This is a genomic window from Nocardia bovistercoris, from assembly GCF_015674855.1.
GTDB classification, from domain to species: domain Bacteria; phylum Actinomycetota; class Actinomycetes; order Mycobacteriales; family Mycobacteriaceae; genus Nocardia; species Nocardia bovistercoris.
Genome location: NZ_JADMLG010000004.1, coordinates 268,738 through 291,263, shown reverse-complemented (window position 1 = coordinate 291,263; position 22,526 = coordinate 268,738). Strand labels below are relative to the sequence as shown.

The window sequence follows — 22,526 nt, the reverse complement described above, 5'->3', positions numbered from 1 at the left end:
CGGTCCGAGAGTAGCTGCGCGTCGGAGACCAAAGGGTGAAATCCCTTTGAATCCCAGGGTGTTCACCACGATTTCGATATTCGCCGCAGGATTGCCGAGTGGCTCGACTCGGCACAGCTCTCGATCGGATCCGGCAACCGTCATGACGGCGCGTCGGAAGTGGGAACCACCCTGTGTTCGGACAGCGCCTGCGCATGCACGTAACCCACCCTATCGAGTACCGACGGGTAGTGAAGGATGTCGAGGCATCCTTCGGCGGCGAGTCCGAGCAACCCCCTCGCGCCGCGGTTCCGCGCGGAACCGCGGCGTTCGGCGGGGCCGACACGCACCCGTGCCGCCCCCGCCGTCCACGCACTCAGTCGCGGGTCAGCTTGCGATGCGTAACCCGGTGCGGGCGAGCCGCTTCCGGCCCGAGCCGCTCGATCTTGTTCGCCTCGTACGCCTCGAAGTTGCCCTCGAACCAGAACCACTTGGCCTCGTTGTCCACATCGCCCTCCCAGGCCAGGATGTGGGTGCAGGTGCGGTCGAGGAACCAGCGGTCGTGGGAGATGACAACGGCGCAGCCAGGGAACTGTTCGAGCGCGTTCTCCAGCGATCCGAGGGTTTCGACATCGAGGTCGTTGGTCGGTTCGTCGAGCAGGATCAGGTTGCCGCCCTGCTTGAGCGTCAACGCCAGATTCAGCCGGTTGCGCTCACCGCCGGAGAGCACGCCCGCGGGCTTCTGCTGGTCGGGGCCCTTGAACCCGAACGCGCTCACGTAGGCGCGCGATGGCATCTCCTGATTGCCGACCTCGATGAAGTCGAGCCCGTCGGAGACCACCTGCCAGACGTTCTTCTTCGGGTCGATGCCTGCGCGATTCTGGTCGACATAGCTCAGCTTGACCGTCTCGCCGACCTTGACCTCGCCGCTGTCGGCCTGCTCGAGCCCGACGATGGTCTTGAACAGCGTGGTCTTGCCGACGCCGTTCGGGCCGATCACACCGACGATGCCGTTGCGCGGCAACGTGAACGACAGATCCTTGATGAGCTGACGATCGCCGAATCCCTTGTCCAGGTTCGAGACCTCGACGACCACATTGCCGAGCCGGGGACCGGCCGGGATCTGGATCTCCTCGAAATCCAACTTCCGGTGCTTCTCGGCCTCGGCCGCCATCTCCTCGTACCGACCGAGACGCGCCTTGTTCTTGGCCTGACGAGCCTTGGCGCCGGAACGCACCCAGGCCAGCTCCTCCTTGAGGCGCTTCTGGAGTTTCTGGTCCTTCTTGCCCTGGACCTCGAGCCGCTCGGCCTTCTTCTCCAGGTAGGTGGAGTAGTTGCCCTCGTAGGGGTAGGCGCGGCCGCGGTCGAGCTCCAGGATCCAGCCCGCGACATTGTCGAGGAAGTACCGGTCGTGGGTGACCGCGAGCACGGCGCCCTGGTACTGCGCGAGATGCTGTTCGAGCCAGTTCACCGACTCGGCGTCGAGATGGTTGGTCGGCTCGTCGAGCAGCAACAGGTCGGGCTTGCTGAGCAGCAGCTTGCACAGCGCGACACGGCGGCGCTCACCACCGGAGAGTTTGGTGACCGGCTCCTCGGGCGGCGGGCAGCGCAGCGCGTCCATGGCCTGCTCGAGCTGGGAGTCGATATCCCAGGCATCGGCGTGGTCCAGATCCTCCTGGAGTTTACCCATCTCGTCCATGAGCTCGTCGGAGTAGTCGGTGGCCATCAGCTCGGCGATCTCGTTGAAGCGATCGAGCTTCACCTTGATCTCGCCGAGGCCTTCCTCGACATTGCCGCGGACCGTCTTCTCCTCGTTCAGCGGCGGCTCCTGCTGCAGGATGCCCACCGTCGCCCCCGGCGCCAGGAATGCCTCACCGTTGTTCGGCTGGTCCAGTCCGGCCATGATCTTCAGCACGCTGGATTTACCCGCGCCGTTCGGGCCGACGACACCGATCTTGGCGCCGGGAAGGAAGTTCAAGGTGACATCGTCGAGCACGACCTTGTCACCGTGCGCCTTGCGAACCTTCTTCATCTGATAAATGAACTCAGCCATAAACGGAAGCCTATCGGTCTGGGGAACGGTGGACTCGGGCAGCGCCACCCGCCGCGCCCGGGTCGATTCCGACCGGGCGCGTGAGTGCCTACGGGCCGTATCGGCCCTGTTCACCGAATGCTTTCGCGGGCGAACTCAGGCGCGTACGGACTCCGGTTCAGCGCTCCGGGTCGATGCGGAAGGCACGGTCGCTGCGGTGTCCCCCAGGCCATGGCCGACGCGCGCATCGTCTTCAGCGCTCGATCCGGCACCAGTATTCCGTATGACGCCGCCCGACTCCGAAGCGGTCTCCGATGCGCGCACGATCCGCGCGGTGCACCGCGTCAGATCCGGGCCGACAGCGCTGGCCCGCATCTCCAGATCGCGGCGCTCCACCCCGTCCTTGGTGCGGTATTCGTGCGAACGCAACTGCCCGTAGACCACAACGGGATCGCCGCGCTTGATCGAGGCGTCGACCCCGATGACCAGCCTGCGCCAGCAGCTCACCGTGAGGAAGAGTGTTCCATTGTCGACCCATTCACCACTGGCCTGGTCGTACCGGCGGGAGTTGCTCGCCACCCGGAAGGTGAGCACCTGTTCGCCGGTGTGCAGATCCCGTTTGGTCGGGTGAGTGACCACAGTGCCGATCACGGTTGCCATCGCTTCGTACATGATTGCGCCCCTTCGCATCCTGACCGGGAATCCCGGCGCTGTCCGCCCCGCTCGGCGAGGCCCTTTCAGCCTGCATCGGCGAACGCGGACGCGGCATGCGCGCAGCGTGAATGTGGAGAACTTCCCCGAATGTGAACAACGGCCGATTCGGTCCAGACCGGCCGCGCCGAACCGGGCACCTCGAATCACAGGGCGGTGACCTCGGTATTGGCGCTGCACAACACGACCACCGGCCGCTCCCCCGGCGGGGGCACATAGGCGCCGCTGTGGATCGCGGCCAGCGCCGTCGCGCCCGTCGGCTCGACCACGATGCGGAACTCTCGCCACAGGTAGTCGCGCGCCACCCCGACCGCGTCGTCGCTGACCAGCAGCGACCGCACACCGTGGTGACGCGCCGTCGCGAGCGTCACCCCGCCGATCCGATCGACCTCGAGCACATCCGGCCGCGGCGCGCCCGCCTGCGGATCGAGCCCGAGCGCGGTGTGCATGGCGGGCAGCCCGACCGGCTCGACCCCGATGACCCGCTGCCGACTCCCCAGCGCGGCCGCCGCACCCGCCACCAGCGCACCGCCGCCCACCGCGATCAGCACCGGTGGCCTGCCGCGTACCTGTTCCTCCAACTCCAGGGCCACCGCACCCGCACCCGCGACGACCGCGGGCAGATCCTCGGCGTGTAACTGCGTCGAACCGCGCTCCACCGCCAATTCGCCCGCGTACCGGTACGCCTCGGTGTAGGTCGCGCCGTGCCACAGCACCTCCGCGCCGTGCGACCACATCGCCGCCACCTTGTGATGCGGCGCCGATTCCGGCACAACCACCGTGCAGCCGATGCCGAGGCGCGCGGTCGCCACGGCCGCGGCGATCCCGGCGTTGCCGCCCGAGGCGATCACGACGCGTTCGGTGACCACGGCCGAGCCGAGCAGCGTGTTGTAGCTGCCGCGCACCTTGAAAGTGCCGCCGTACTGCAGATATTCGAGTTTCAGCGTGACTGGCACCGGGCCGTTCGGCCCCGCCACCGAGGTGTGGAACACCGGGGTCTCGCGCACCCGCCCCGAAACCCGCCTGCGCGCCGCCCGCACATCCGTGCGCGTCACCCGCCCGGTCGCGCCGAATTCGTCGGCACCGGAATCGACCGCGCCGCGTTCACTCACCACGCGACCCGCCCGCTCAAGACGATTCCACGCGGCACACACCGCGTCCGGCGCCACCGCGGCGAGCCGCGACAACATTCCGGCGGCGAACCGCGACAACATTCCCGCGGCGAACCGCGACAACATTCCCGCGGCGAACCGCGACAACATTCCCGCGGCGAATCGCGACAACGGCACCGCGGCGAGCCGCCACAGCCTGCCCGCGGCGAACCGCGACAGCCTCCCCGCGGCAAGCCTCGACAACGGCTCGGTGGACGCCATGGGAACCGCCGCGTTCGGCGCCGGTGCCTGGTTCAGATACAGCCAAAATTCCGCTCACTCACGATCGACCGCACGTCGTATCCGGGTCTCGGCATCCATCGTGCCCGAGGTCGACCCGATCCGCTCAACACCCGACGATCCGGGCGCGCCCACCTGTAGTTTGCCCGCAATTCACTTGCGTACCTCACGATCTCGTTTCGCGAGTTCGGCGTACATGGCGTTGTGCGCCGAGAGTTCGGCGTCGTTGTCGCGGTCGGCGGCCCGGTCGGTGCGCTTGGCCAGTCTGGCGTCGCTGCGCGACCACTGCACCAGCAGCGCGAGCATCACAACGACCAGCGGTATCTCACCGCTTGCCCAGGCGAAGCTGCCGCCGGTGCGCTGGTCGGCGAGCAGGTCGCTGTGCCAATCCAATCCGAGTCCGCGGAAGAACCAGCCGCCCATCACCGTGGTCATACTCATCAGCGCGATGCCGAAGAATGCGTGGAAAGGCAACGAGCCGAAGACCATCGCGAGTTTGGTGAGCGGCTCGACCTGGCGGGGCTTCGGATCGATGCCGATCACCACCCAGTAGAACAGGTAGCCGCTGAGCAGGAAGTGGATGTTCATCAGCAGGTGGGCGGCGTGCGAATCCACGAAGGAGTCGTAGATTCCGCCCATGTACAGCGCGTAGAAGCCGCCGACGAAGATCACCGAGGCGACGATCGGATGGGTCAGCACTCGCGACACCGGATTGTGCACCGCCGCCAGAATCCATTCCCGCGGTCCCGGCGGTGCGTCGCGGCCCGAGGGCGGCAGGGCGCGCAACGCCAGCGTGACCGCGCCGCCGAGGGCGAGCAGGATCGGCGCGAGCATCGACAGCGCCATGTGCTGGCCCATGTGCACGCTGAACATCGCGGGCGAATACCGGCCGATGCCGGATGAGGTCGCGAGCAGCAGCACCGCGCAGCCGGACAGCCACGCCAGGGTTCGGCCGACCGGCCAGCTGTCGCCGCGAGCGCGCAGTCGCCGCACCCCGAGCAGGTACAGCACCGCGAGCACGATCGCGGCGGTGCCGAAGATCAGGTCGAAACGCCAATCGACGAGCAGCCGCGTGGCGGTCGGCGGTCCGGCGAGGTCGTAACCGAGTTCGACCTCGGCCGGTGTCGGAATCGAGCGCGGCGCGGGCGGCGGCGTGCGGCCGAGCCCGACCGCGAGCCCCATGGTGGCCGCGAAGATCAGCGCCTCGACACCGCCGAACCTGATGAGCGCCCCGCGACTGCGCGGGTCGGCGGCCAGCGCGGGCAATGCGGCGCGCCGTTGCAGGAATCCGACGCATCCGAGTATCAGCAGCGCCGCGGCTTTCGCCAGCACCAGACGGCCGTAGGTGGTGTCGAACAACTCGTCCGCGGGCACTCGCACCCACGAATTGATCACACCGCTGACCCCGATCACGACGAACGCGACCGTCGCGACCAGCGAGAATCGGCGCGCCGCGAGTCCGGTGTGCGCACCGCCGCGCATCGCGTAGGCGAGTACCGCGAACAATCCGCCCACCCAGACCGCCGCCGCGACCAGGTGCAGGATCAGGCTGTTGGTGGCGACATCGTGCGAACCGCCCGAGGACGAATGCCCGGTCAGCGCCAGCGGCATCATGGTGACGACGGACGCGCCGAACAGCACCGGCGTCCACCGCCAGCGCAGCGCGATCCGGCATCCGACGGCGACGATCAGCGCGAATACGGCGGTGGTCCGCCACGCCTCGGCCAGGTCGATCTGATCGATCGCCCGCCACAGCTGTTCCGGCCGCAATACATCGCCTACCGGTTGCCCCGTGGTGTCCGACACGGTGAGCGGCACCAGCAGCGCCGCGCAACACGCCCAGGCCACCGCGAAATACGAGGCGCGCCGCACCGCCCGATAGCCGCCGACATCGAGCAGGCCGCCCGGTTGCGGCGGCGCGAGGAAGGCCGCGAACAGCAGCGCGCCGACCGTGAGCGCGGCCGACAGATCGGCGAGCGCGCGCAGCGCGGGCAGGCCGTAGGTGGTCAGCGGCCCCGGATCAGGAATACCGAGCAGACTCAACGCGTGCGCCGCCGACAGCCCGACCACCAGCGCCGCGACCACGGCCGCCACCCCGCCTGCGATGGCCATCAGCACCGCGAAGTTTCCCGCCGCTCCCCGCCGCGCCACCGCCCCTGGATCTCCCGAGTCCGGCTCACCCGCTCCCACGGCTTCCCGGTCTTCCACAGCCTCCCGGTCTTCCACAGCCTCCCGGTTTGGCACGGCTTCCCGGTTTGGCACAGCCTCCCGGTTTTCCACAGTCCCTGAACCGGCCGCATCCGACGTGCGGTTCTCGGTGGACGGGTCCTGCGATGACATACGACTCAGCGTAGTTCCAGCGACGACACGCGGACCCGCCGGGGATATCGCGTGGCCCCGACGGGCGCGGAAGGGTTAATCTGATGCGTGAGCCGACACGCGCGGTCGGCGAGCCCTGACGTTCAACCGAGGTGCCATCACGTTGCTGACGCAGAGAACCTAGCCACCTGGACGGTCGCTATACTCGCCTGTGCTGGACAGCACGGCCGATGTCGGCCAAGGTGGAACGCGTTGCCTCCGTAGCTCAGTTGGATAGAGCAAGGGCCTTCTAATCCCTAGGTCGCAGGTTCGATTCCTGCCGGGGGCGCAACCATTGGATTCGGGACGGACTCCCGGTCATGAGCCGGATTACCCATACCACCACGCTCTCAAACCCCTCGAATACATCAATCTTCGGCGCCCGTGCGCGCGCGGAGTTCGCAACCAGCGACACACCGACACGGAGTCACACTGCGGCAGAACCGACGACATTCATCGGCGGCACCCTCGACCGCGCATCAGCACTCGCGCCATAAGTCTTGGCGGACACCGAGCGGGCAAGATGGTCCCGAGCGACGCGACGGCGGCGGGCAGCGGGCAGCGGGCAGCGAACCAATATTTGAACGCACCGCAATTTCCTAGAGAATCTCCAGAACACCCGGATGAACGATAACTCACCGTCTAGAGCACGACCGATCCCATTACCGCACGTCGCCAATACAATCCCACACACCGAATATCGAGTCGACAAGCGAAGTATCGACCGAATTCGAGGCAGCAGCGATGCAATGCAGGGAACGGAATCCCTTCGAAAATAGACGACGACCGGACCGGGAATCCGCGAAACAGCAGCAGCGATCCACAAACGCACGGAAACCGTAAATCGTTGGCGCACATCCGCGATTCACTGCCCACACCGACGCCCACGCCCGACAGCACAGGCGCGCACGAGAACTCGCACCACTCAACCAGGCCACTGACCAGCAATTTGCAGAGATCCCACGCGAGGAGCGTCGATACCCTCGGCAGAGAACGTAACTCTCCGATCCCCCTGATACGCAACGCTTCACACCGCAAGCACGAGATAGTTCATTCGTCAACTGATCTTGATCGATAGTTATGGAAGTGTCCGAATCGGCGATCCGGGATATCGAAACGGTCACGACCGGACCGGCGCGGGAATCTCCACTCCCACACCGTCGTTGACGGGTACAGAAAGGCCGATCAGGTCGACTTCCGTACCGAAAGTCGGTATATCCGGGGCTCGATGGTTGAAAATCCCCCAATCTGGACGGATTTCCCCCCGATGGGCGGCGAATACTCATACAGTGCGGTAACTCGATCCCAGCAATACCTCAGCGGCACTCGGCGACGGGCGTTCCGTCCGTCGCGCGCGAACGGTCGTGGCGCGCATTCCGGGCACTGATGGCAACGGCTTTTGCGATGCGGAGCAGGCGATGACAGTCACCATCCAGCAAATGGACGAGTCGGAGCGTAGGACCGGATCGGACGGTCACCCTCGGCAGCTCGGCGATCTGCTCAACGCCGCGGCGGCCGGGGATCGGCACGCGTTCACCGAGTTCTACCGTGCGACCAACCACCGGGTGTTCGGGCTCGCGGTGCGGATCGTGCGCAGTCCGTCGATGGCGGAGGAGATCACGCAGGAGGTGTATCTGCAGGCGTGGAGCAATGCCGACCGCTACGACGGTTCGAGGTCGGCGCCGATGACCTGGCTGATGATGCTCACCCACCGGCGCGCGGTGGATCTGGTGCGGTCCGAGCAGGCCAGTTCCGATCGGGACTCCGCGTACGGCACCGCCGATTTCCGACCGGGGCACGACACCGTGACCGAGCAGGTCGACACCCGTTTCGACCATCAGTCGGTGCGAGATCACCTCGGCAGGCTCACCGCGTTGGAGCGCGAATCGATCGCGTTGGCCTTCTACGGCGACCGCACCTATCGCGAGGTCGCCGACCTGCTCGGCATTCCGTTGCCGACGGTGAAGAGTCGCATCCGTTGCGGTCTGAAGCATTTGGAGCACGGACTGCGCAGCGATCTGAATGACTGGTCCAACCAGTTGACCAATTGACCTGAGCGGCGCACACTGATGATGTGGAATTCACCGCCGTCACCAGGACAGCCGTCTCCGATGTCGTCTTCGGCCAGTTGGTCGACGCGATCCTGACCGGCCGCATCGCCCCCGAGGGCGCGCTGCCGGGGGAACGGGAACTGGCCGAGACCTTCGAGGTCAATCGGCACGCCGTGCGCGAGGCCGTCAAGCGACTCCAGCAGAGCGGTCTGGTGCGAGTCAGCCAGGGCGGCAAGACTCGGGTTCTGGACTGGCGGACCAGCGCGGGGTTGGACATCCTGTCCGCGCTGGCGAGGTCGGGCGCCGTACCCGCGCAACGGATTCTGCGCGACATCGCGGTCATGCGCCGCTCCATCGCCTCGGACGCCGCGCGACTGTGCGCCGAGCACGCCGACGCCGCGCAACGCGCCGCCGTCCTGGCCGCGGCCGCCGACTACCCGGAGGCGACCGCGGACTTCGACACGGTGGTCGCGGGCGATATCGCCTACTGGGTGACCATCCTCGACGGCTCCGGCAACCTGGCCTACCGCCTCGGGCTCAACACACTGGTCGCGGGCTATGTGGGCATCGGCATGGAACGGATCGCCGAGCTCGGCCTCGGCAAGGAGTACGTGGATCCCGAGGCGCATCGGCAACTCGCCGAAGCCATCGTCGTCGGCGACGCCGACACGGCCTACGACCTGGCCTGCACCCTGCTGAGCGGGTTGGTCGACGCGCAGACCGAACCGAACGAGTGACCCGATGTTCGACCTGATCGCCCACGCCATCCCCGTGTTCGTGCTGTGCCTGGCATTGGAGGCCGCCTCCTTCCACTTCCTGCCCGACGACGACCGCCTCGGCTACCGGTTCCGCGACGCGCGCACCAGCGTGCTCATGGGACTCGGCAACGTGGTGGTCGATCTCGGCTGGAAACTCGTGCTCGTGGCCGTCTACGCCGCCGCGTACCTGGTCGCGCCCGTGCACCTGCCCGCCGATCAGCCGCTGACCTGGGTCGCGCTGTTCTTCGCCGACGAGATCGCCTTCTACTGGTACCACCGGACCCACCACACCGTGCGGGTGCTGTGGGCCAGTCACGTCGTGCACCATTCGAGCGAGTTCTACAACCTGTCCACCGCACTGCGCCAGCCGTGGACGCCGTTCACCGCGCTGCCCTACTGGCTTCCGCTCGCGCTGCTGGGTTTTCCGCCGTGGATGATCTTGCTCCAGCAGTCGATCAGTCTGCTGTACCAGTTCTTCATCCACACCGAACGGGTCGGGAAGCTTTGGCGGCCTATCGAATTCGTCTTCAACACGCCCTCACATCACCGCGTGCACCACGGGTCGAACACCGAGTATCTCGACACCAACTACGGTGGCATCCTCATTGTCTGGGATCGACTGTTCGGCACGTTCCGGCCGGAAACGACGCCGGTGCGCTACGGGCTCACCAAGAACATCGCCACCTACAACCCGATCCGGGTCGCGACCCACGAATTCGCCGCGATCTGGCGGGATCTGCGCGCCGCGCCGAACTGGCGGGTCATGGCGGGCCATGTGTTGCGCGGACCGGGCTGGACGCCCGACACCGCGCCGCGCTGAGCGGGTCAGGCACGGGCGCGGCGCCGGGTCAGCACGCCGACGGCCCATCCGATCGCGAACATCACCAGCAGGATCAGCCACATGGGGGCGGTGATATCGATCAACAGGATCTCGATGGAGACCTTCGCTCGATTCTCTATGACGAACAACACCGCGAGGATCGTCAGGCCGACGGCGAGCCACTGGGTCGCCGAGACCCGCGCCAGCACGGAGCGCTTCTTCGTGTCGCTCATATCACTCCCTTCGGTGCGGTTGCGCGTTCATCGTCGGTCGCCGTGCGAGGATCGACATCACCCCGTGCGGGTGATCCGCCGATCACGGGCAATCTGACGTACGCTCGCCGGACACCTCCGGTTTGCCTGACGTGTGCCGAGTACGGCATCGTTGCGGAGTTCGCAGAGAGGTTCGCTGGGAAATCTGGTCGGTACATCCGATTCGAGCGCGAGTCGGACGGTTACGGCGGGAGTCACGGGTGCACGCACACACATCACACGCAGGCCCGAAACAAGCGTCGGTGGCGTCGCCGCGCGCCGACACGCACCGCGACGACCTCGACGGGCTGCGCGGCATCGCGATCGCGCTCGTCGTCGGCTTCCACATCTGGATGGGTCGCGTCTCGGGCGGCGTCGACGTCTTCCTCGTGCTGTCGGGATTCTTCTTCACCGGCATGCTGCTGCGCCGGGTCGACGCCACCGACACCGTGGGGGTCGGGCAGACCTTGCGCCGCACCGCGCGCCGACTGCTGCCGACGCTGTTCGTCGTGCTGGCCGCCGTACTCGTGATCACCGCGTTCACCCGCCCCTACACCCAGTGGGGCGACATCTCCGCGCAGACCCTCGCCTCCGCGCTCTACTACCAGAACTGGTACCTGGCCGACGCCGAACTCAGCTACGCCGCCCCCGATCCGTCGGTGAGTCCGCTGCAACACCTCTGGTCGATGGCCATTCAGGGCCAGTTCTACGTGGCGATACTGCTGCTCGTCGCGCTGTGGGCGGTACTGACCCGCAGGCTGCGGCCGTTCCCGCGACGCGCGAGTCTGCTGTTGGCGATCGCGGCGCTCGGCGGCCTGTCGTTCTGGTACGCGGCAGCCGGGTCCGATCGGCACCAGGCGTGGAACTACTACGACAGCGCGGCGCGCGCCTGGGAGTTGCTGGCGGGCGCGGCGCTCGCGGTGATCATCGGAGGGCTTCGACTACCGACGCCGATCCGGTGGGCCCTCGGCGCCTTCGGGTCGGCCGCGGTGCTGTCCTGCGGATTGCTGATCGACGGCGCGAATCTGTTCCCCGGTCCGGCCGCGCTGTTCCCGGTGTCGGCGGCGCTCGCGGTGATCCTCGCGGGAGCGGGCGCGGGCAGGTTGCCGTGGCCGAACCGGCTGCTCGCGAGCCGCGTGTGCACCGAACTCGGCAGCCTGGCCTACGCGCTGTATCTGTGGCATTGGCCTCTGCTCATCTTCTATCTGGCCCAGAACGGCAAGATCGCCCCTGGACTCAGCGGTGGCGTGCTGATCATCGGCTGTTCGCTGGTGCTGGCCGTGCTCACCAGGCAACTGGTGGAAGCGCCGCTGCGGTTGCGCCGCGAGGTCGCCGACCTCGGATCGGCGCGGTATCGGCGCGCGGTCGGCGTGGCCGTCGTCGGAGTCGGCGCCGCCGTATTCGTGGCCGCCTTCGGCTGGCAGATGCTGTTGCGGGCAAATCCGCCGCATCCGCCGCGGGAATTGGACGCCGCGCGGTATCCGGGTGCGGCGACGCTGCTCGACGAGGGCATCGCGCAGGTGCAGGCCACCATGCGCCCCACCGTCTTCGAAGCGGCCGCCGACGCGCCCGCGCCCACCTACGACGGGTGCATCACGCCCAATCGCGAGGTCAGGGTCTGCACCTACGGCGACGCCGAGGCCCAACGCGCCGTCGCGGTGGTCGGCGGTTCGCATTCCGAACACTGGCTGCCCGCCTTCGAACTGCTCGCCCGCGAACACGGATTCCGCGTGGTCACCTACCTGAAGGAGGGCTGTCCGATGACGCTGTCGGACCAACCCTCCTACGCCGAGTTCCCGTTCCCGGAATGCCGCGAGTGGACCGAGGAGGTGCTCGACCGGCTCGCCGAGACCAGGCCGGACTGGGTGTTCACCACCGCGACCCGCTATCGCATGCACGCCGACGGCGACGAGGTGCCGCCCGAATTCCTCGACGTGTGGTCGGCGCTGTCGGATCGCGGCCTGCGGGTACTCGCCATCCGCGACACCCCTCGGCTGCGCCGCGACGGCGTGCTCTACCGGGCCGCGGACTGTCTTGCCCATCGCGGGACGGCCTTCACCTGCGGCATGCCGCGCGATGCCGCGCTCGACCCGATCGATCCGGCCGTCGAACCCGCCTCCGCGTACCCGAACGTCTTCCCGTTCGACATGTCCGACGCCATCTGCCGACCCGACCGCTGCCGCGTTGTCGAGGGCAATATCCTCATCTACCGCGACGAACATCACCTCACCGCCAGCTACGCGCGGTCACTGGCGCCCGAATTCGGCAAACGGTTGGGCGCGCTGACCCAATGGTGGTGACACGGGAGCGACGACTTCGCGCGACGGGGGAATGGCCCGGCTCGCGGTGGGTAATGTCGATCGAGTGAGCGTGTGGTTGGGTCGGAACTTCCGCCGAGTGGGTCATATCGACAGGGCGATCAGCGGTGCGGTGGCAGAGCTACCTGCCACCGCCGCCGACGCGGTAATCCTTCGCCTGACCCACACGGCCGACTACGGACTGTTGTGGACCGGCATCGCGGCGGCGCTGGCCACCCGACCCGGATCGACCCGTCGCGCCGCGCTGCGCGGCATGGTCGCGCTCGGCGGGGCGAGTTTCGTGGTCAACGTGATCCTCAAATCGCTGGTGGCGCGGCGCCGACCGGCCGCGGAACTGCTTCCGGTGTACCGGCGGCTGGTGAACCAGCCAACGTCCTCGTCGTTCCCGTCCGGGCACAGCGCGGCCGCGGTGGCCTTCGCGACGGCGGTCGCGCTCGAGACACCGCGCACCGGACTCGTCCTGGCGCCGCTGGCCGCGACCGTCGCCTATTCGCGCGTGCACACCGGGGTGCACTGGGCCTCCGACGTTGCGGTCGGCGCGACGGTGGGCGGCGCCGTCGCGATGGCGACCCGGCGCTGGTGGCCGGTGCGCGAATCCGATGAGGCGAAGGCAAGGATCGTGCGCGAGGTCCCGATGTTGGCGGAGGGCAAAGGGCTTGTGCTGCTGGTGAATCCGGTTTCCGGCGCGCCGGGCTACGACCCGACCGAAGATGTCGCCGCCGCGCTGCCCGCCGCGACCGTGTTGGTCACCGAACCGGGCCGCGACTGCGTGGACCAGTTGGAACAGGCCATCGCCGAACGCACCGACGCACCGGCGGCCGTCGGCGCGGCGGGCGGTGACGGCACCATCGCCGCCGCGGCCGCCGTCGCTCTGCGCAACAACCTGCCGTTGGTGGTCATCCCCACCGGCACGCTCAACCATTTCGCCCGCGACCTCGGCGTCTACGACCTGCTCGAGGTGGTCGACGCCACCGGCGCGGGCGAAGCGGTCGGCGTCGACATCGCCGGTCTCGAGCTGAGCGGCGCGGACGGCGCGCGCACCTACCACTGGATCAATACCGCCAGCCTCGGCGCGTATCCGGACCTGGTGCGGCGGCGGGAGAAGTGGCAGGACCGCTGGGGCAAGTGGCCCGCGTTCGCGGCGGCGCTCGTGGTCACCCTGCGCCGCTCCGAACCGATCCGGGTGCGCCTCAACCAGCAGTGGCACGACGTATGGTTCGTCTTCGTCGGCAACGGGGTCTACCACCCGCACGGCGCGGTGCCCGCGTTCCGCTCCCGCATCGACGACGGCCTGCTGGATGTGCGCTGGCTGCGGGCCGACCTGAAATTCTCCCGGACCAGGGCGGTGGCGGCGCTGCTGCTCGCGGCCTTCGGGCGCAGCAAGGTCTACAGCGAGCAGCAGGTCCACGAATTGATCGTGCAACTGGACGAACCGGAGGCCGTGGCGGCCGACGGCGAGGTGCTCGGCGAGGCAACCAACCTGCGGTTCTCGGTCGCCGGGCAGGTCGCGACCTACCGTCGCGACGAGGAAAATCCGCGCTGGGCGACCCGCGCGCGCCCGCATCACCGCAGGTCGCTCGCCGAGTGGTGGGACCGACGCCGCGGCGCCGACGACCGATCGGTCGGCCTGTAATACCCTGCCGTGGTTCGGTTCCCGAGCCCTACACTTGTCACGTGCGCGTGCTCCGTTCGATCGCCCTGTCCCTGTTCGCCCTGTCGGCGCTGTTCGGCGGCGCGGCCTGCACGGTCGATGGGCCGGGCAGCAAAGCCGACTGCCATATCGACGGGTGCACCATCACCTTCCAGCGCGGAGTCGACGCCAAGGCAGGCGTGCTCGGCATCGAGGCGAAACTGGTGGCGGTGAACGGCAATATCGTCACCCTCGAGGTGGCGGGCAAGCAGGTGAGCGTTCCCGTCGGAGAGACCCAGCCCGCCGACGGGATGAACGTGACCGTCACCGAGGTCACCGAGGACCAGGTCGTGGTACGGATCGCGACCGGCGTAACGACCAACTGACTCGCTCAGTCCTTCTCGGGCCGACCGAGTGTGGTGCGATCGATGCGCGGATCCTCGGGGACTTCGTAGCGACGCAGATACAGGCTCGAGAAGGCTTGCACGGTGGCCGTGACCGGAATCGCGAGCAGCGCGCCGATCGCGCCGAGCAGCGCGCCCCCGCCGAGGACGGCGAGCAGGGCGACCGCCGGATTCACGTCGACGGTGCGCGCGGTGAGTCGCGGTTGCAGGATGTAGTCCTGGAACACCTGGTAGATCACCACGAACAGCAGAATCCACACCGCGTCGATCGGCTGCACGGTGAGCGCCACCAGGATCGGTAGGACGCCCGCCACATAGGTACCGACGGTCGGCACGAACGAGGCGATCACGCCGAACCACACCCCGAGCGCCAGCGCGTCCGGGATGTCGAGGATCGCGAGGAACACGCCGTGGGCGATGGCGGAGATCACCGCGAGCACCGCGCGACTGTAGAGATAGCCGCCGGTCTTCTCGACCGCGAGATCCCATGCGCTCAACACGGCGTCGTGGCTGCGCGGCGGCAGCAGTGCGCAGATCGAGCGGCGCATCCGCGGGCCGTACGCCGTGAAATAGATGCTGAACAAGGCGATCAGCAGGAAACGGAACAGGCCGCCGAGGATCGTGTTCGACAGACCCCACGCATGATCGGCCGCCCGCTCGGCGTAGCCGCTGATCACATCGGAATCCTTCAACAGCCGGTCCCGCAGCTGGGTCACCGTGAAGTCCTGGCCGAAGGTGCGGTTGATCCAGTCCACCGACTCCTCGGTCAGCCGCGGCGTCTCCCCCACCACATTGTCGACGGTCTCCACCAGCAGCGTCCCGAGGGCGGCGCTGAATCCGATCAGACAGCCGAACAGCACGATGAACACGCCCGCCGTGGCGAGGCCGCGGGGCATGCCGCGCGCCGCGAGACTGTCGACCGCCGGTTCCATGGCCAGCGAGACGAAGAACGCCACAAGCACCACCACGAACAACCCGAGCAGCCGGTGCACCGCCCAGCTGCCGAGCTGGTATACCCCCAACAGCGCGAAGGCCAGGATCATGGCTCGCGGCAACCACACGGGCATCAGCCCCACCCGCCCACCGCCGCCCGAATCCGAGCCTTTCGCCGCCTCCCCACCCGTATCCGAGTCCGCCACGAACCCAGTGTCGCCCACCGTTCAGCGAATTCGCGGCTACGACTCACAGCGGGTCAGCCCGCCACGTCGACCCCGTATCCGCGCGCCAACTCCGCCAACCCGGTCGGATAGCCCTGGCCGACCGCGCGCACGCGCCAGGCATCGCCGCGCAGGTAGATCTCGGTCAACAGCAGCGTGCGTTCGTCCGTCGCCGCGTCCAGCGTCGCCCGGATCACCGGGGCGCAGGCACCGCCCGGCGCGATCTCGATCTCGATCGCGCCGACCTCACCGAATGTCGTGTCGTCGCCGTCGAGCGCGGCGGCGATGACGACCCGTCGGCAGTGTTCGGGCAGCCGATCCAGAGACAGTGCCACCGACTGCTCGCTGGGACCCTCGACCGATAAACCCGCTCCCGCTGTCTCCGGCTGGTTGTAGAAGACGAAGTCCGCGTCGCCCGTGACCTTTTCGTCGCCGTCGAGGAGGAAGGCAATCACATCCGCCGTCCGCACACAGTCCTGGCGCCAGGATGCGCGCACGGTCCACACCCCGCCGTGTTCGGCGACCGGTAAATCGATCACCTGCCCTCGCACCAGTACCGACGCCGCCGCGGATTCACTCACCACAGGCGCGAGGTCCACCACAGGCGTGAGGCCCACCGGAGGCGCGACATCCACCACAGGCACGACATCTACTACCTGCGCGACGTCCGCGACCGAGCCCAGCAGTTCCATACCGTGCACGGGCAGTCCGAGTTCGACCGCTATCGCGAGTCGCCGGTCGGAATCGGCGCCGTCGAGGGCAAGTACATCGGTGACACTCGCCGACATGTTCACGGCTACCGCGCCGCCGAGTTCGGCGATTCGCGCTCGCGCGGACGCGGCGTCCGGGTGGGAGCCGCCGAGTACCAGTACCCGGCGGCCCACTAACGGACCTTCGGCGGGGCCGGTGGATCGGGTCCGGGACGGGCGTGCGGCTCTGCGGCGCTGGTCGGTCTTGGGACGACCGGGCTGTATGTCGGCCAACAGGGTGAGGAAGGTCGTCTCGGTGACGACCGGAGTTCCGTGATCGCGGGCTCGCTGCCATTTGGTGCTCGCGCTGTCGGGTTGGTTGCAGACGAGGACGCTGGTCAAGCCGCTGACGGCGCCGGTGACGTCGAGGCCAGCGGATTCGGCGCGGGCCACGAGGTCTTCTCGTTCGGCGACGGTCTCGCCGGTGAAGGCGACCTTCATGCCCTGCGTGAGTCGCCCGCCCGGCTCGTACCGCCCCGGATAGTCGTAGCGGCAGGGCGATTTCGGGCCGCGGCGTTCGACGGGCCACCGGTTTCGGGGGCGCTCGTCCGGCGCGCACCGCAGTGTCGGCAGTGTGATGCCGAGTCGCGCCGCATCCGCTGTTAGCCCGCCTAATACGCCGACCAGGACGCGGGCGTCGTCGAGTGCGTCGTGGGCGCGGGCTTGCGGCACGCCGTAATACGTTGCGAGAGTGCCGAGTTTGCAGTCGGGCGTGGGCGGGGAGACGCGGCGCGCGAGAGCGAGGGTGCACAGACGTCTGCGGACAGGGAGCGCTCCGCCGGACAGGTCGAACTCGCGGGCGAGGAATCCGTAGTCGAATTCGGCGTTGTGCGCGACCATGATTCGATCGGCGAGCAGTTCGGACAGCTGGTCGCGCACCTGGTCGAAGACGGGAGCGCCCCGCAGCACCTCACGGGTCAAGCCGTGAATGTGCACCGGACCCGGATCGCATCCCGGATCGAGCAGGGTGTGGAATTCGCCGACCACCCGCCCGGCGGCATCGAGGGTCAATGCCGCGACCGACAACACCCGGTGTTCGGTGGCCCGCAGCCCGGTCGTTTCCACGTCAACGACGGTGAACGACGCCGCATCGGCGTCGGTGTTCGTCGCATCCACACTCGTATTCCCCAGCACGAGGAACGAATCGTAGACGCAACCGAATTCGTTGCGGCGCAGAAGAGTACAAATCCGCCGAACCAACATCGGAAACCGATCGGTCGGCTTCATTGGGAAGCGGCTGCATCCGCACGCGAATGCTCCCGACGAATTCGACCTGCGTTCGCGTCGTGACACGCGATCAGTCCTGTACGGCCAGAGCCTGCCTTATCGTCAATCTGCCGCCGGTCTGCATGAGCGAGCGGCGGTAGATCTTCTCCCCGACCAGCACGATCCCGTAGGCGGCCGCCGCCATCAACGCGAGCGCGACCAGCGGTTCCCACCACGCGGCGCTGCCTTCGGCGAGCCTGCTTGGCATCGCCACGATGGAGACGACGGGCACGTAGGAGGCCACCACCCGCCCGGTTCCGGTCAGGAAGATGCCCGCGAACAGCACGAGCATGACGATGATCGACAGCGGTGTGGTGGTGGCCTGCAGATCCTCGCTGCGGGTGGCCAGCGATCCGGCCACCGCCCACAGAGCGGCCAGCGCGAGAAAGCCGACGACGAAGAACACGATGAACCACCCACCGGCGCCGCCGATCCTGGCGACCTGATCGCCACGCCCGGTGGCGGCCAATCCGAGCAGGCCCGCGCCGACGAACAGCACCAACTGCGCCAACGCCATCGCCGTATTGCCCGCGATCTTGCCGATCAGCAACTGCCGCAACGGAATCGCACTGGCCAGGATCTCCACGATCCGGTTCTGCTTCTCCTCGACCACGCTCTGCGCGATGGACAACCCGAACAGGATCGAGGACAGGTAGAACAGCAGCGCGAACACGAACGCCACCACCCGCGCGAGGCCCGCGTCGACCGAGTTGTGCTCGAGCACGTCGTAGGTCACGCCGCCGCCGCGACCCAGCTGTTCGAGCGAGACTCCGGCGGCTGCCGCGTTGCGCTCGATCGTGACCTGCCCGGCGGCGGCGCCGAGATAGGTTTCGGCGTGGGTGTTCTCGGAATCCTTGCCGATCAGCCGCCAGCCCGACGGTGCGGACACCAGTCCGACATCGACCTTCTCCTCGCGCACCCACCGCTGGACTTCCGCGGTGTCGGCGGCGGCGCGCGCGGTGAAGGTGACCTTCTCGTCGGCGGCTTCCGCGAGTCGGTTCGCGACGGCGACGACCTGGTCGGCATCGGCGCCCGCCGTCGCGAGGGTGACGGTCTCCGCGCGACCGGTGAGCAATCCGCTGAGCAGCAGGGATGCGACGATCGCGATGATCGTGACCAGGGTGGAGATCAGGAAGTTGCGGTCGCGCAGTTTCACCGCGACCTCACGCTCGGCGACGACGCGCCACACCCCGCGCGGCGCGGACCCCGTGTCGCTCACGCGGTCACCTCACGGTAGATATCGGCGACGGACTGTCGCACTTCGGCGAGTTCGCGCACCGATCCTCGGTCCAGCGCGGCCCGCAGCAGTGCGTCGGGATCGGTGTCGACGAGTTCGAGCAGCGCGGTGTTCTCCCGCGTCTCCAGCACCCGGACACCGGCATGTTCGGCGAGCCAGCCCGCGTCGCCGCCGAGTACCAGCCGATATCGGGTGCGCCCGCTCGCCCGTAGCCGGGCCACCGAACCCGCGCCGACGACCCGGCCCGAGGACAGGATCACCAGGTCGTCGCAGAGCCGTTCGACCAGGTCGAGCTGGTGGGAGGAGAACAGCACGGGCACGCCGCGCTCGGCGTAGTCGCGCAGCAGGTCGGCCATGGCGTCGACGGCGCCGGGGTCGAGTCCGGAGAACGGTTCGTCGAGCACGAGCAGGACCGGTTCGGATATCACGGCGGCGGCGATCTGCACGCGCTGCTGATTGCCCAGCGACAGGGATTCGAGTTTGTCCTTGCCGCGATCGGCGAGGTCGAAGCGGGCGAGCAGTTCCCGCGCGCGTTCGCGGGCGCTCGCAGCGGTGCGGCCGCGCAGTCGCGCGAGGTAGACCAACTGGTCGAGGACAGGCTGCTTGGGATAGAGCCCGCGTTCCTCGGGCATGTAGCCGAAGGCGCGCCGGTCGGCCTCGGTCACCGGGCGTTCGCGCCAATTCACTTGTCCGGCGTGCAGCGCGAGCACGCCCATGATCATGCGCATGGTCGTGGTCTTGCCCGCGCCGTTGCCGCCGACGAATCCGGTGAGCGCGCCGGGCGCCACCGTGAACGACACATCGTCCACGGCCGTGTGCTCCCCGAAGCGGCGCGTCAGATTCGCGACTTCCAGCATCGGCTTCCCCTCTGGTCGGTGCGTCCCCACCCTACCGACGCGGCTGCGGTGCGAGCCGAATCGCGCGGCCGCCGGGGAGATTGTAAGGTAAAGTAATGGTAATGCGGGGTTAAGCGTTAGTCTGTCGGGGTGAACGTAGAGGTGACACCGCTGCCCGGAATCGGTGTACGCAAGGACTTTTCGTTGAAGCAGGAACGTCGTCGTATCGGGGTGGTAGACCACCGCGACGGAACGATCGACCTGATCTTCACCAAGGACTCCGATCCCGATACCACCGTGGCGATCCCGCTGTCGGCGAACGAGGCCAGAGCGCTGGCCAACCTGCTCGGCGCACCGCAGCTGGTGGCGCAATTGCGCGAAGAACACCGGGACATCGAAGGCGTCAACACCAGGACGCTGCCGATCCTGCCCGGCGCACCCTACGACGGACGAACCCTGGGAGACACCGAAATGCGCACCCGAACCAGCGTTTCCATCGTCGCGGTCATGCGCGCCGGACAGGTACACGCCTCCCCCGGACCGGACTTCCTGTTCACCGCGGGCGACCTACTCGTGGTCGTCGGCACCGGAGCGGGCCTCGAGTCGGCCGCCGAACTACTCGGCGACGGCTGAACCCATGGCAGTGGACGGAACCGCCCTGGCGTTGATCCAACTGGGCGGGGTATTTTTCGGCCTCGGCGTCCTCGGCCGCGTCGCGGCCAAGATCGGACTTTCCCCGATCCCGCTGTACCTGATCGGCGGACTCGTCTTCGGCAAGGGCGGCATCGTCGAACTGCACGAGGTGGACGAATTCATCCACCTCGCCAGCGAGATCGGCGTGGTGCTGCTCCTGCTGCTGCTCGGACTCGAATACACCGCGTCCGAACTGGTCACCGGCATGCGAAGATCCTGGCCCGCCGGACTGCTCGACATCGCCCTGAACGCCACACCGGGCGTGATCGTGGCGCTCATGCTCGGTCTCGGATTCACCGGCGCCATCGCGCTCGCTGGCGTCACCTACATCTCCTCCTCGGGCATCGTCGCGAAAGTCCTCAACGACCTCGGCAGGCTCGGCAACCGGGAAACCCCGGTCATCCTGTCCATCCTGGTCTTCGAGGACCTCGCGATGGCCGCGTACCTGCCCACGCTCACCGCGGTGGTCGCGGGCGTCAGCTTCGCCGCCGGACTCACCACCCTGGCCATCGCACTCGTCGCCGTGACCGCCGTCCTGGTGGTGGCGCTGCGCTACGGACGCTACGTCTCCGCCGTGGTCGCCAGCGACGACCGCGAGATCTTCCTGCTCAAACTGCTCGGCGCCGCGCTGCTGGTGGCCGGACTCGCCTCCGCGGTGCAGGTCTCCGCCGCCGTCGGCGCGTTCCTGCTCGGCATCGCCATCTCCGACTCCACCGCGCACAACGCGACCAAGATCCTCGAACCGCTACGCGACCTGTTCGCCGCCATGTTCTTCGTCCTGTTCGGACTGAGCACCGACCCGAAGAGCATCCCGCCCGTCCTCGCGTGGGCGGTCCTGCTCGCGGTGGTCACCACGGCCACCAAGATCGCCACCGGATGGTGGGCGGCCGAACGCGCGGGCGCGAGTCCGCTCGGTCGGGCCAGAGCGGGCACCGCGCTGGTGGCGCGCGGTGAATTCTCGATCGTCATCGCCGGTCTCGCCGTCACCGCGGGCGCGCTGCCCGGTGAATTCGCCGCGCTGGCCACCACCTACGTGCTGCTGATGGCCGTACTCGGGCCGATCGCGGCCCGGGTGGTCGAACCCGTCACGCGGCTGTTCCTCGACCGGACCGCCAAGGCGAAACCGAGCCGCGAACCCGTCTCCGAATGACGGCGCGTGCGGTGTGCGGTAGGTCATAGTCTGCTCGGGCCTGCGCGCGCGATGAATCTCGTGCGCCCGGCCCGTCGACTTCACCGAACCCACCGCCGCACCGGCGGACACCGGACACGAGGAGAAATCCGATGCGCAAGATCACCGCGGGCCTGTTCATCTCGGTCGACGGAGTCATCCAAGACCCGCAGGACTGGCACTTCCCGTACTTCAACGACGAAATGGGAGCGGCGGTCACCGCGCAACTCGGCGCCGCCGACACCCTGCTGCTCGGCCGCGTCACCTACGACAGCTTCGCGGGCGCGTGGCCCGAACGCGAGAACGCGGGCGGACCGGACGCCGCCATGGGCAAAGCGCTCGGCGACGCGCGCAAGATCGTGGTCTCGCACCGGGAACTGGAATTCACCTGGCGCAACTCCGAACAGCTGCGCGGCGACCTGATCGAAGCCACCGTCGCGCTCAAACAAGAACCGGGCGCGACCGATGTCGCCATGAGCGGATCGCCGTCGATCGTGCGGCAACTGCTCGCGGCGGGCGTGCTCGACGAACTGCACCTGCTGGTGCATCCGATCGCCGTCGGCAAAGGCGAACGACTGTTCGACGACACCCTCATCCCGCTGCGCCTGCTCTCCTCGCAGACCTTCACCACCGGCGTGGTGCACCTCGTCTACGGACCCGGCGAACAGCTCAGCGGCGGCTACGACGAGGCCAAAGTCCACATCGCGCGGGACTGAC

General features: G+C 67.9%; 18 protein-coding genes and 1 tRNA gene. 10 read left to right on the top strand and 9 right to left on the bottom strand.

The annotated features are described in order from the left end of the window. Positions 1-355 precede the first annotated feature (355 nt). The 4 genes from ettA to IT779_RS12365 form a co-directional block, all read right to left on the bottom strand. Complete coding sequence (gene ettA / locus IT779_RS12380; protein WP_196149405.1) at positions 356-2,032, bottom strand: energy-dependent translational throttle protein EttA; 1,677 nt, start codon at positions 2,030-2,032, stop codon at positions 356-358. Positions 2,033-2,167: 135 nt separating this feature from the next. Further along, positions 2,168-2,683: a single-stranded DNA-binding protein gene (locus IT779_RS12375; RefSeq protein WP_196149404.1), complete on the bottom strand. Its 516-nt coding sequence runs from the start codon at positions 2,681-2,683 to the stop codon at positions 2,168-2,170. 185 nt (positions 2,684-2,868) lie between these two features. Then, positions 2,869-4,095, bottom strand: a complete 1,227-nt coding sequence (locus IT779_RS12370) for a pyridoxal-phosphate dependent enzyme (RefSeq protein ID WP_232541668.1) — start codon at positions 4,093-4,095, stop codon at positions 2,869-2,871. Between the two features lie 171 nt (positions 4,096-4,266). Next, entirely contained in the window at positions 4,267-6,225 is a 1,959-nt protein-coding gene (locus IT779_RS12365) for a cytochrome c oxidase assembly protein (RefSeq protein ID WP_196149663.1), read from the bottom strand. A 461-nt stretch (positions 6,226-6,686) separates the two neighbouring features. On the opposite strand from IT779_RS12365, the gene IT779_RS12360 reads away from it, so the two are divergent. From IT779_RS12360 to IT779_RS12345, 4 genes are all read left to right on the top strand, one after another. Continuing rightward, a tRNA-Arg gene (locus tag IT779_RS12360) sits at positions 6,687-6,760 on the top strand. Between the two features lie 1,129 nt (positions 6,761-7,889). After that, positions 7,890-8,522 carry a sigma-70 family RNA polymerase sigma factor gene (locus tag IT779_RS12355; RefSeq protein ID WP_196149403.1) on the top strand — a complete coding sequence of 211 codons (633 nt, stop codon included), beginning with the start codon at positions 7,890-7,892 and terminating at the stop codon, positions 8,520-8,522. Positions 8,523-8,545: 23 nt separating this feature from the next. Beyond that, complete coding sequence (locus tag IT779_RS38770) at positions 8,546-9,259, top strand: FadR/GntR family transcriptional regulator (protein WP_196149402.1); 714 nt, start codon at positions 8,546-8,548, stop codon at positions 9,257-9,259. A 4-nt stretch (positions 9,260-9,263) separates the two neighbouring features. After that, positions 9,264-10,100, top strand: coding sequence for a sterol desaturase family protein (locus IT779_RS12345; protein WP_196149401.1), 837 nt, complete (start codon positions 9,264-9,266; stop codon positions 10,098-10,100). Between the two features lie 5 nt (positions 10,101-10,105). Here the strand turns inward: IT779_RS12345 and IT779_RS12340 are convergent, their stop codons facing one another. Further along, positions 10,106-10,333 carry a hypothetical protein gene (locus IT779_RS12340; protein ID WP_196149400.1) on the bottom strand — a complete coding sequence of 76 codons (228 nt, stop codon included), beginning with the start codon at positions 10,331-10,333 and terminating at the stop codon, positions 10,106-10,108. A 281-nt stretch (positions 10,334-10,614) separates the two neighbouring features. Here IT779_RS12340 and IT779_RS12335 point away from each other — a divergent pair, with 281 nt between their 5' ends. The 3 genes from IT779_RS12335 to IT779_RS12325 all read left to right on the top strand — a co-directional run bounded on the left by IT779_RS12335 (position 10,615) and on the right by IT779_RS12325 (position 14,685). Then, positions 10,615-12,651 carry an acyltransferase family protein gene (locus tag IT779_RS12335; protein WP_332838769.1) on the top strand — a complete coding sequence of 679 codons (2,037 nt, stop codon included), beginning with the start codon at positions 10,615-10,617 and terminating at the stop codon, positions 12,649-12,651. Positions 12,652-12,715: 64 nt separating this feature from the next. Further along, positions 12,716-14,302: a bifunctional phosphatase PAP2/diacylglycerol kinase family protein gene (locus IT779_RS12330; protein ID WP_332838768.1), complete on the top strand. Its 1,587-nt coding sequence runs from the start codon at positions 12,716-12,718 to the stop codon at positions 14,300-14,302. 41 nt (positions 14,303-14,343) lie between these two features. Further along, positions 14,344-14,685 carry a hypothetical protein gene (locus IT779_RS12325; RefSeq protein WP_196149397.1) on the top strand — a complete coding sequence of 114 codons (342 nt, stop codon included), beginning with the start codon at positions 14,344-14,346 and terminating at the stop codon, positions 14,683-14,685. 5 nt (positions 14,686-14,690) lie between these two features. Here the strand turns inward: IT779_RS12325 and IT779_RS12320 are convergent, their stop codons facing one another. From IT779_RS12320 to IT779_RS12305, 4 genes are all read right to left on the bottom strand, one after another. Beyond that, complete coding sequence (locus tag IT779_RS12320) at positions 14,691-15,842, bottom strand: AI-2E family transporter (RefSeq protein WP_332838767.1); 1,152 nt, start codon at positions 15,840-15,842, stop codon at positions 14,691-14,693. A gap of 53 nt (positions 15,843-15,895) precedes the next feature. Next, positions 15,896-17,725, bottom strand: a complete 1,830-nt coding sequence (locus IT779_RS12315; protein ID WP_332838766.1) for an exonuclease domain-containing protein — start codon at positions 17,723-17,725, stop codon at positions 15,896-15,898. Positions 17,726-17,906: 181 nt separating this feature from the next. Next, positions 17,907-19,094 (bottom strand): ABC transporter permease, encoded by a 1,188-nt coding sequence (locus IT779_RS12310; protein ID WP_196149395.1) that lies wholly within the window; start codon positions 19,092-19,094, stop codon positions 17,907-17,909. Further along, positions 19,091-19,969, bottom strand: coding sequence for an ABC transporter ATP-binding protein (locus IT779_RS12305; RefSeq protein WP_196149394.1), 879 nt, complete (start codon positions 19,967-19,969; stop codon positions 19,091-19,093). Before IT779_RS12305 ends, IT779_RS12310 begins: the two co-directional genes overlap by 4 nt. Before the next feature lie 129 nt (positions 19,970-20,098). Between IT779_RS12305 and IT779_RS12300 the strand changes: the two genes are divergently transcribed. The 3 genes from IT779_RS12300 (at position 20,099) to IT779_RS12290 (ending at position 22,525) form a co-directional block, all read left to right on the top strand. Then, positions 20,099-20,581 (top strand): cation:proton antiporter regulatory subunit, encoded by a 483-nt coding sequence (locus tag IT779_RS12300; protein ID WP_196149393.1) that lies wholly within the window; start codon positions 20,099-20,101, stop codon positions 20,579-20,581. Between the two features lie 10 nt (positions 20,582-20,591). Next, positions 20,592-21,791, top strand: coding sequence for a cation:proton antiporter (locus IT779_RS12295; protein ID WP_196149661.1), 1,200 nt, complete (start codon positions 20,592-20,594; stop codon positions 21,789-21,791). Between the two features lie 131 nt (positions 21,792-21,922). Further along, on the top strand, positions 21,923-22,525 hold the full coding sequence (locus IT779_RS12290; RefSeq protein ID WP_196149392.1) for a dihydrofolate reductase family protein: 603 nt from the start codon (positions 21,923-21,925) through the stop codon (positions 22,523-22,525). Position 22,526: the final 1 nt, after the last annotated feature.

What these genes read in the sequence shown, in the direction of transcription:
- ettA (WP_196149405.1), bottom strand. Translation starts at nt 2,032, where the DNA reads ATGGCTGAGTTCATTTATCAGATGAAGAAGGTTCGCAAGGCGCACGGT.
- IT779_RS12375 (WP_196149404.1), bottom strand. Translation starts at nt 2,683, where the DNA reads ATGTACGAAGCGATGGCAACCGTGATCGGCACTGTGGTCACTCACCCG.
- IT779_RS12370 (WP_232541668.1), bottom strand. Translation starts at nt 4,095, where the DNA reads ATGGCGTCCACCGAGCCGTTGTCGAGGCTTGCCGCGGGGAGGCTGTCG.
- IT779_RS12365 (WP_196149663.1), bottom strand. Translation starts at nt 6,225, where the DNA reads ATGGCCATCGCAGGCGGGGTGGCGGCCGTGGTCGCGGCGCTGGTGGTC.
- IT779_RS12355 (WP_196149403.1), top strand. Translation starts at nt 7,890, where the DNA reads ATGACAGTCACCATCCAGCAAATGGACGAGTCGGAGCGTAGGACCGGA.
- IT779_RS12345 (WP_196149401.1), top strand. Translation starts at nt 9,264, where the DNA reads ATGTTCGACCTGATCGCCCACGCCATCCCCGTGTTCGTGCTGTGCCTG.
- IT779_RS12340 (WP_196149400.1), bottom strand. Translation starts at nt 10,333, where the DNA reads ATGAGCGACACGAAGAAGCGCTCCGTGCTGGCGCGGGTCTCGGCGACC.
- IT779_RS12305 (WP_196149394.1), bottom strand. Translation starts at nt 19,969, where the DNA reads ATGCTGGAAGTCGCGAATCTGACGCGCCGCTTCGGGGAGCACACGGCC.
- IT779_RS12290 (WP_196149392.1), top strand. Translation starts at nt 21,923, where the DNA reads ATGCGCAAGATCACCGCGGGCCTGTTCATCTCGGTCGACGGAGTCATC.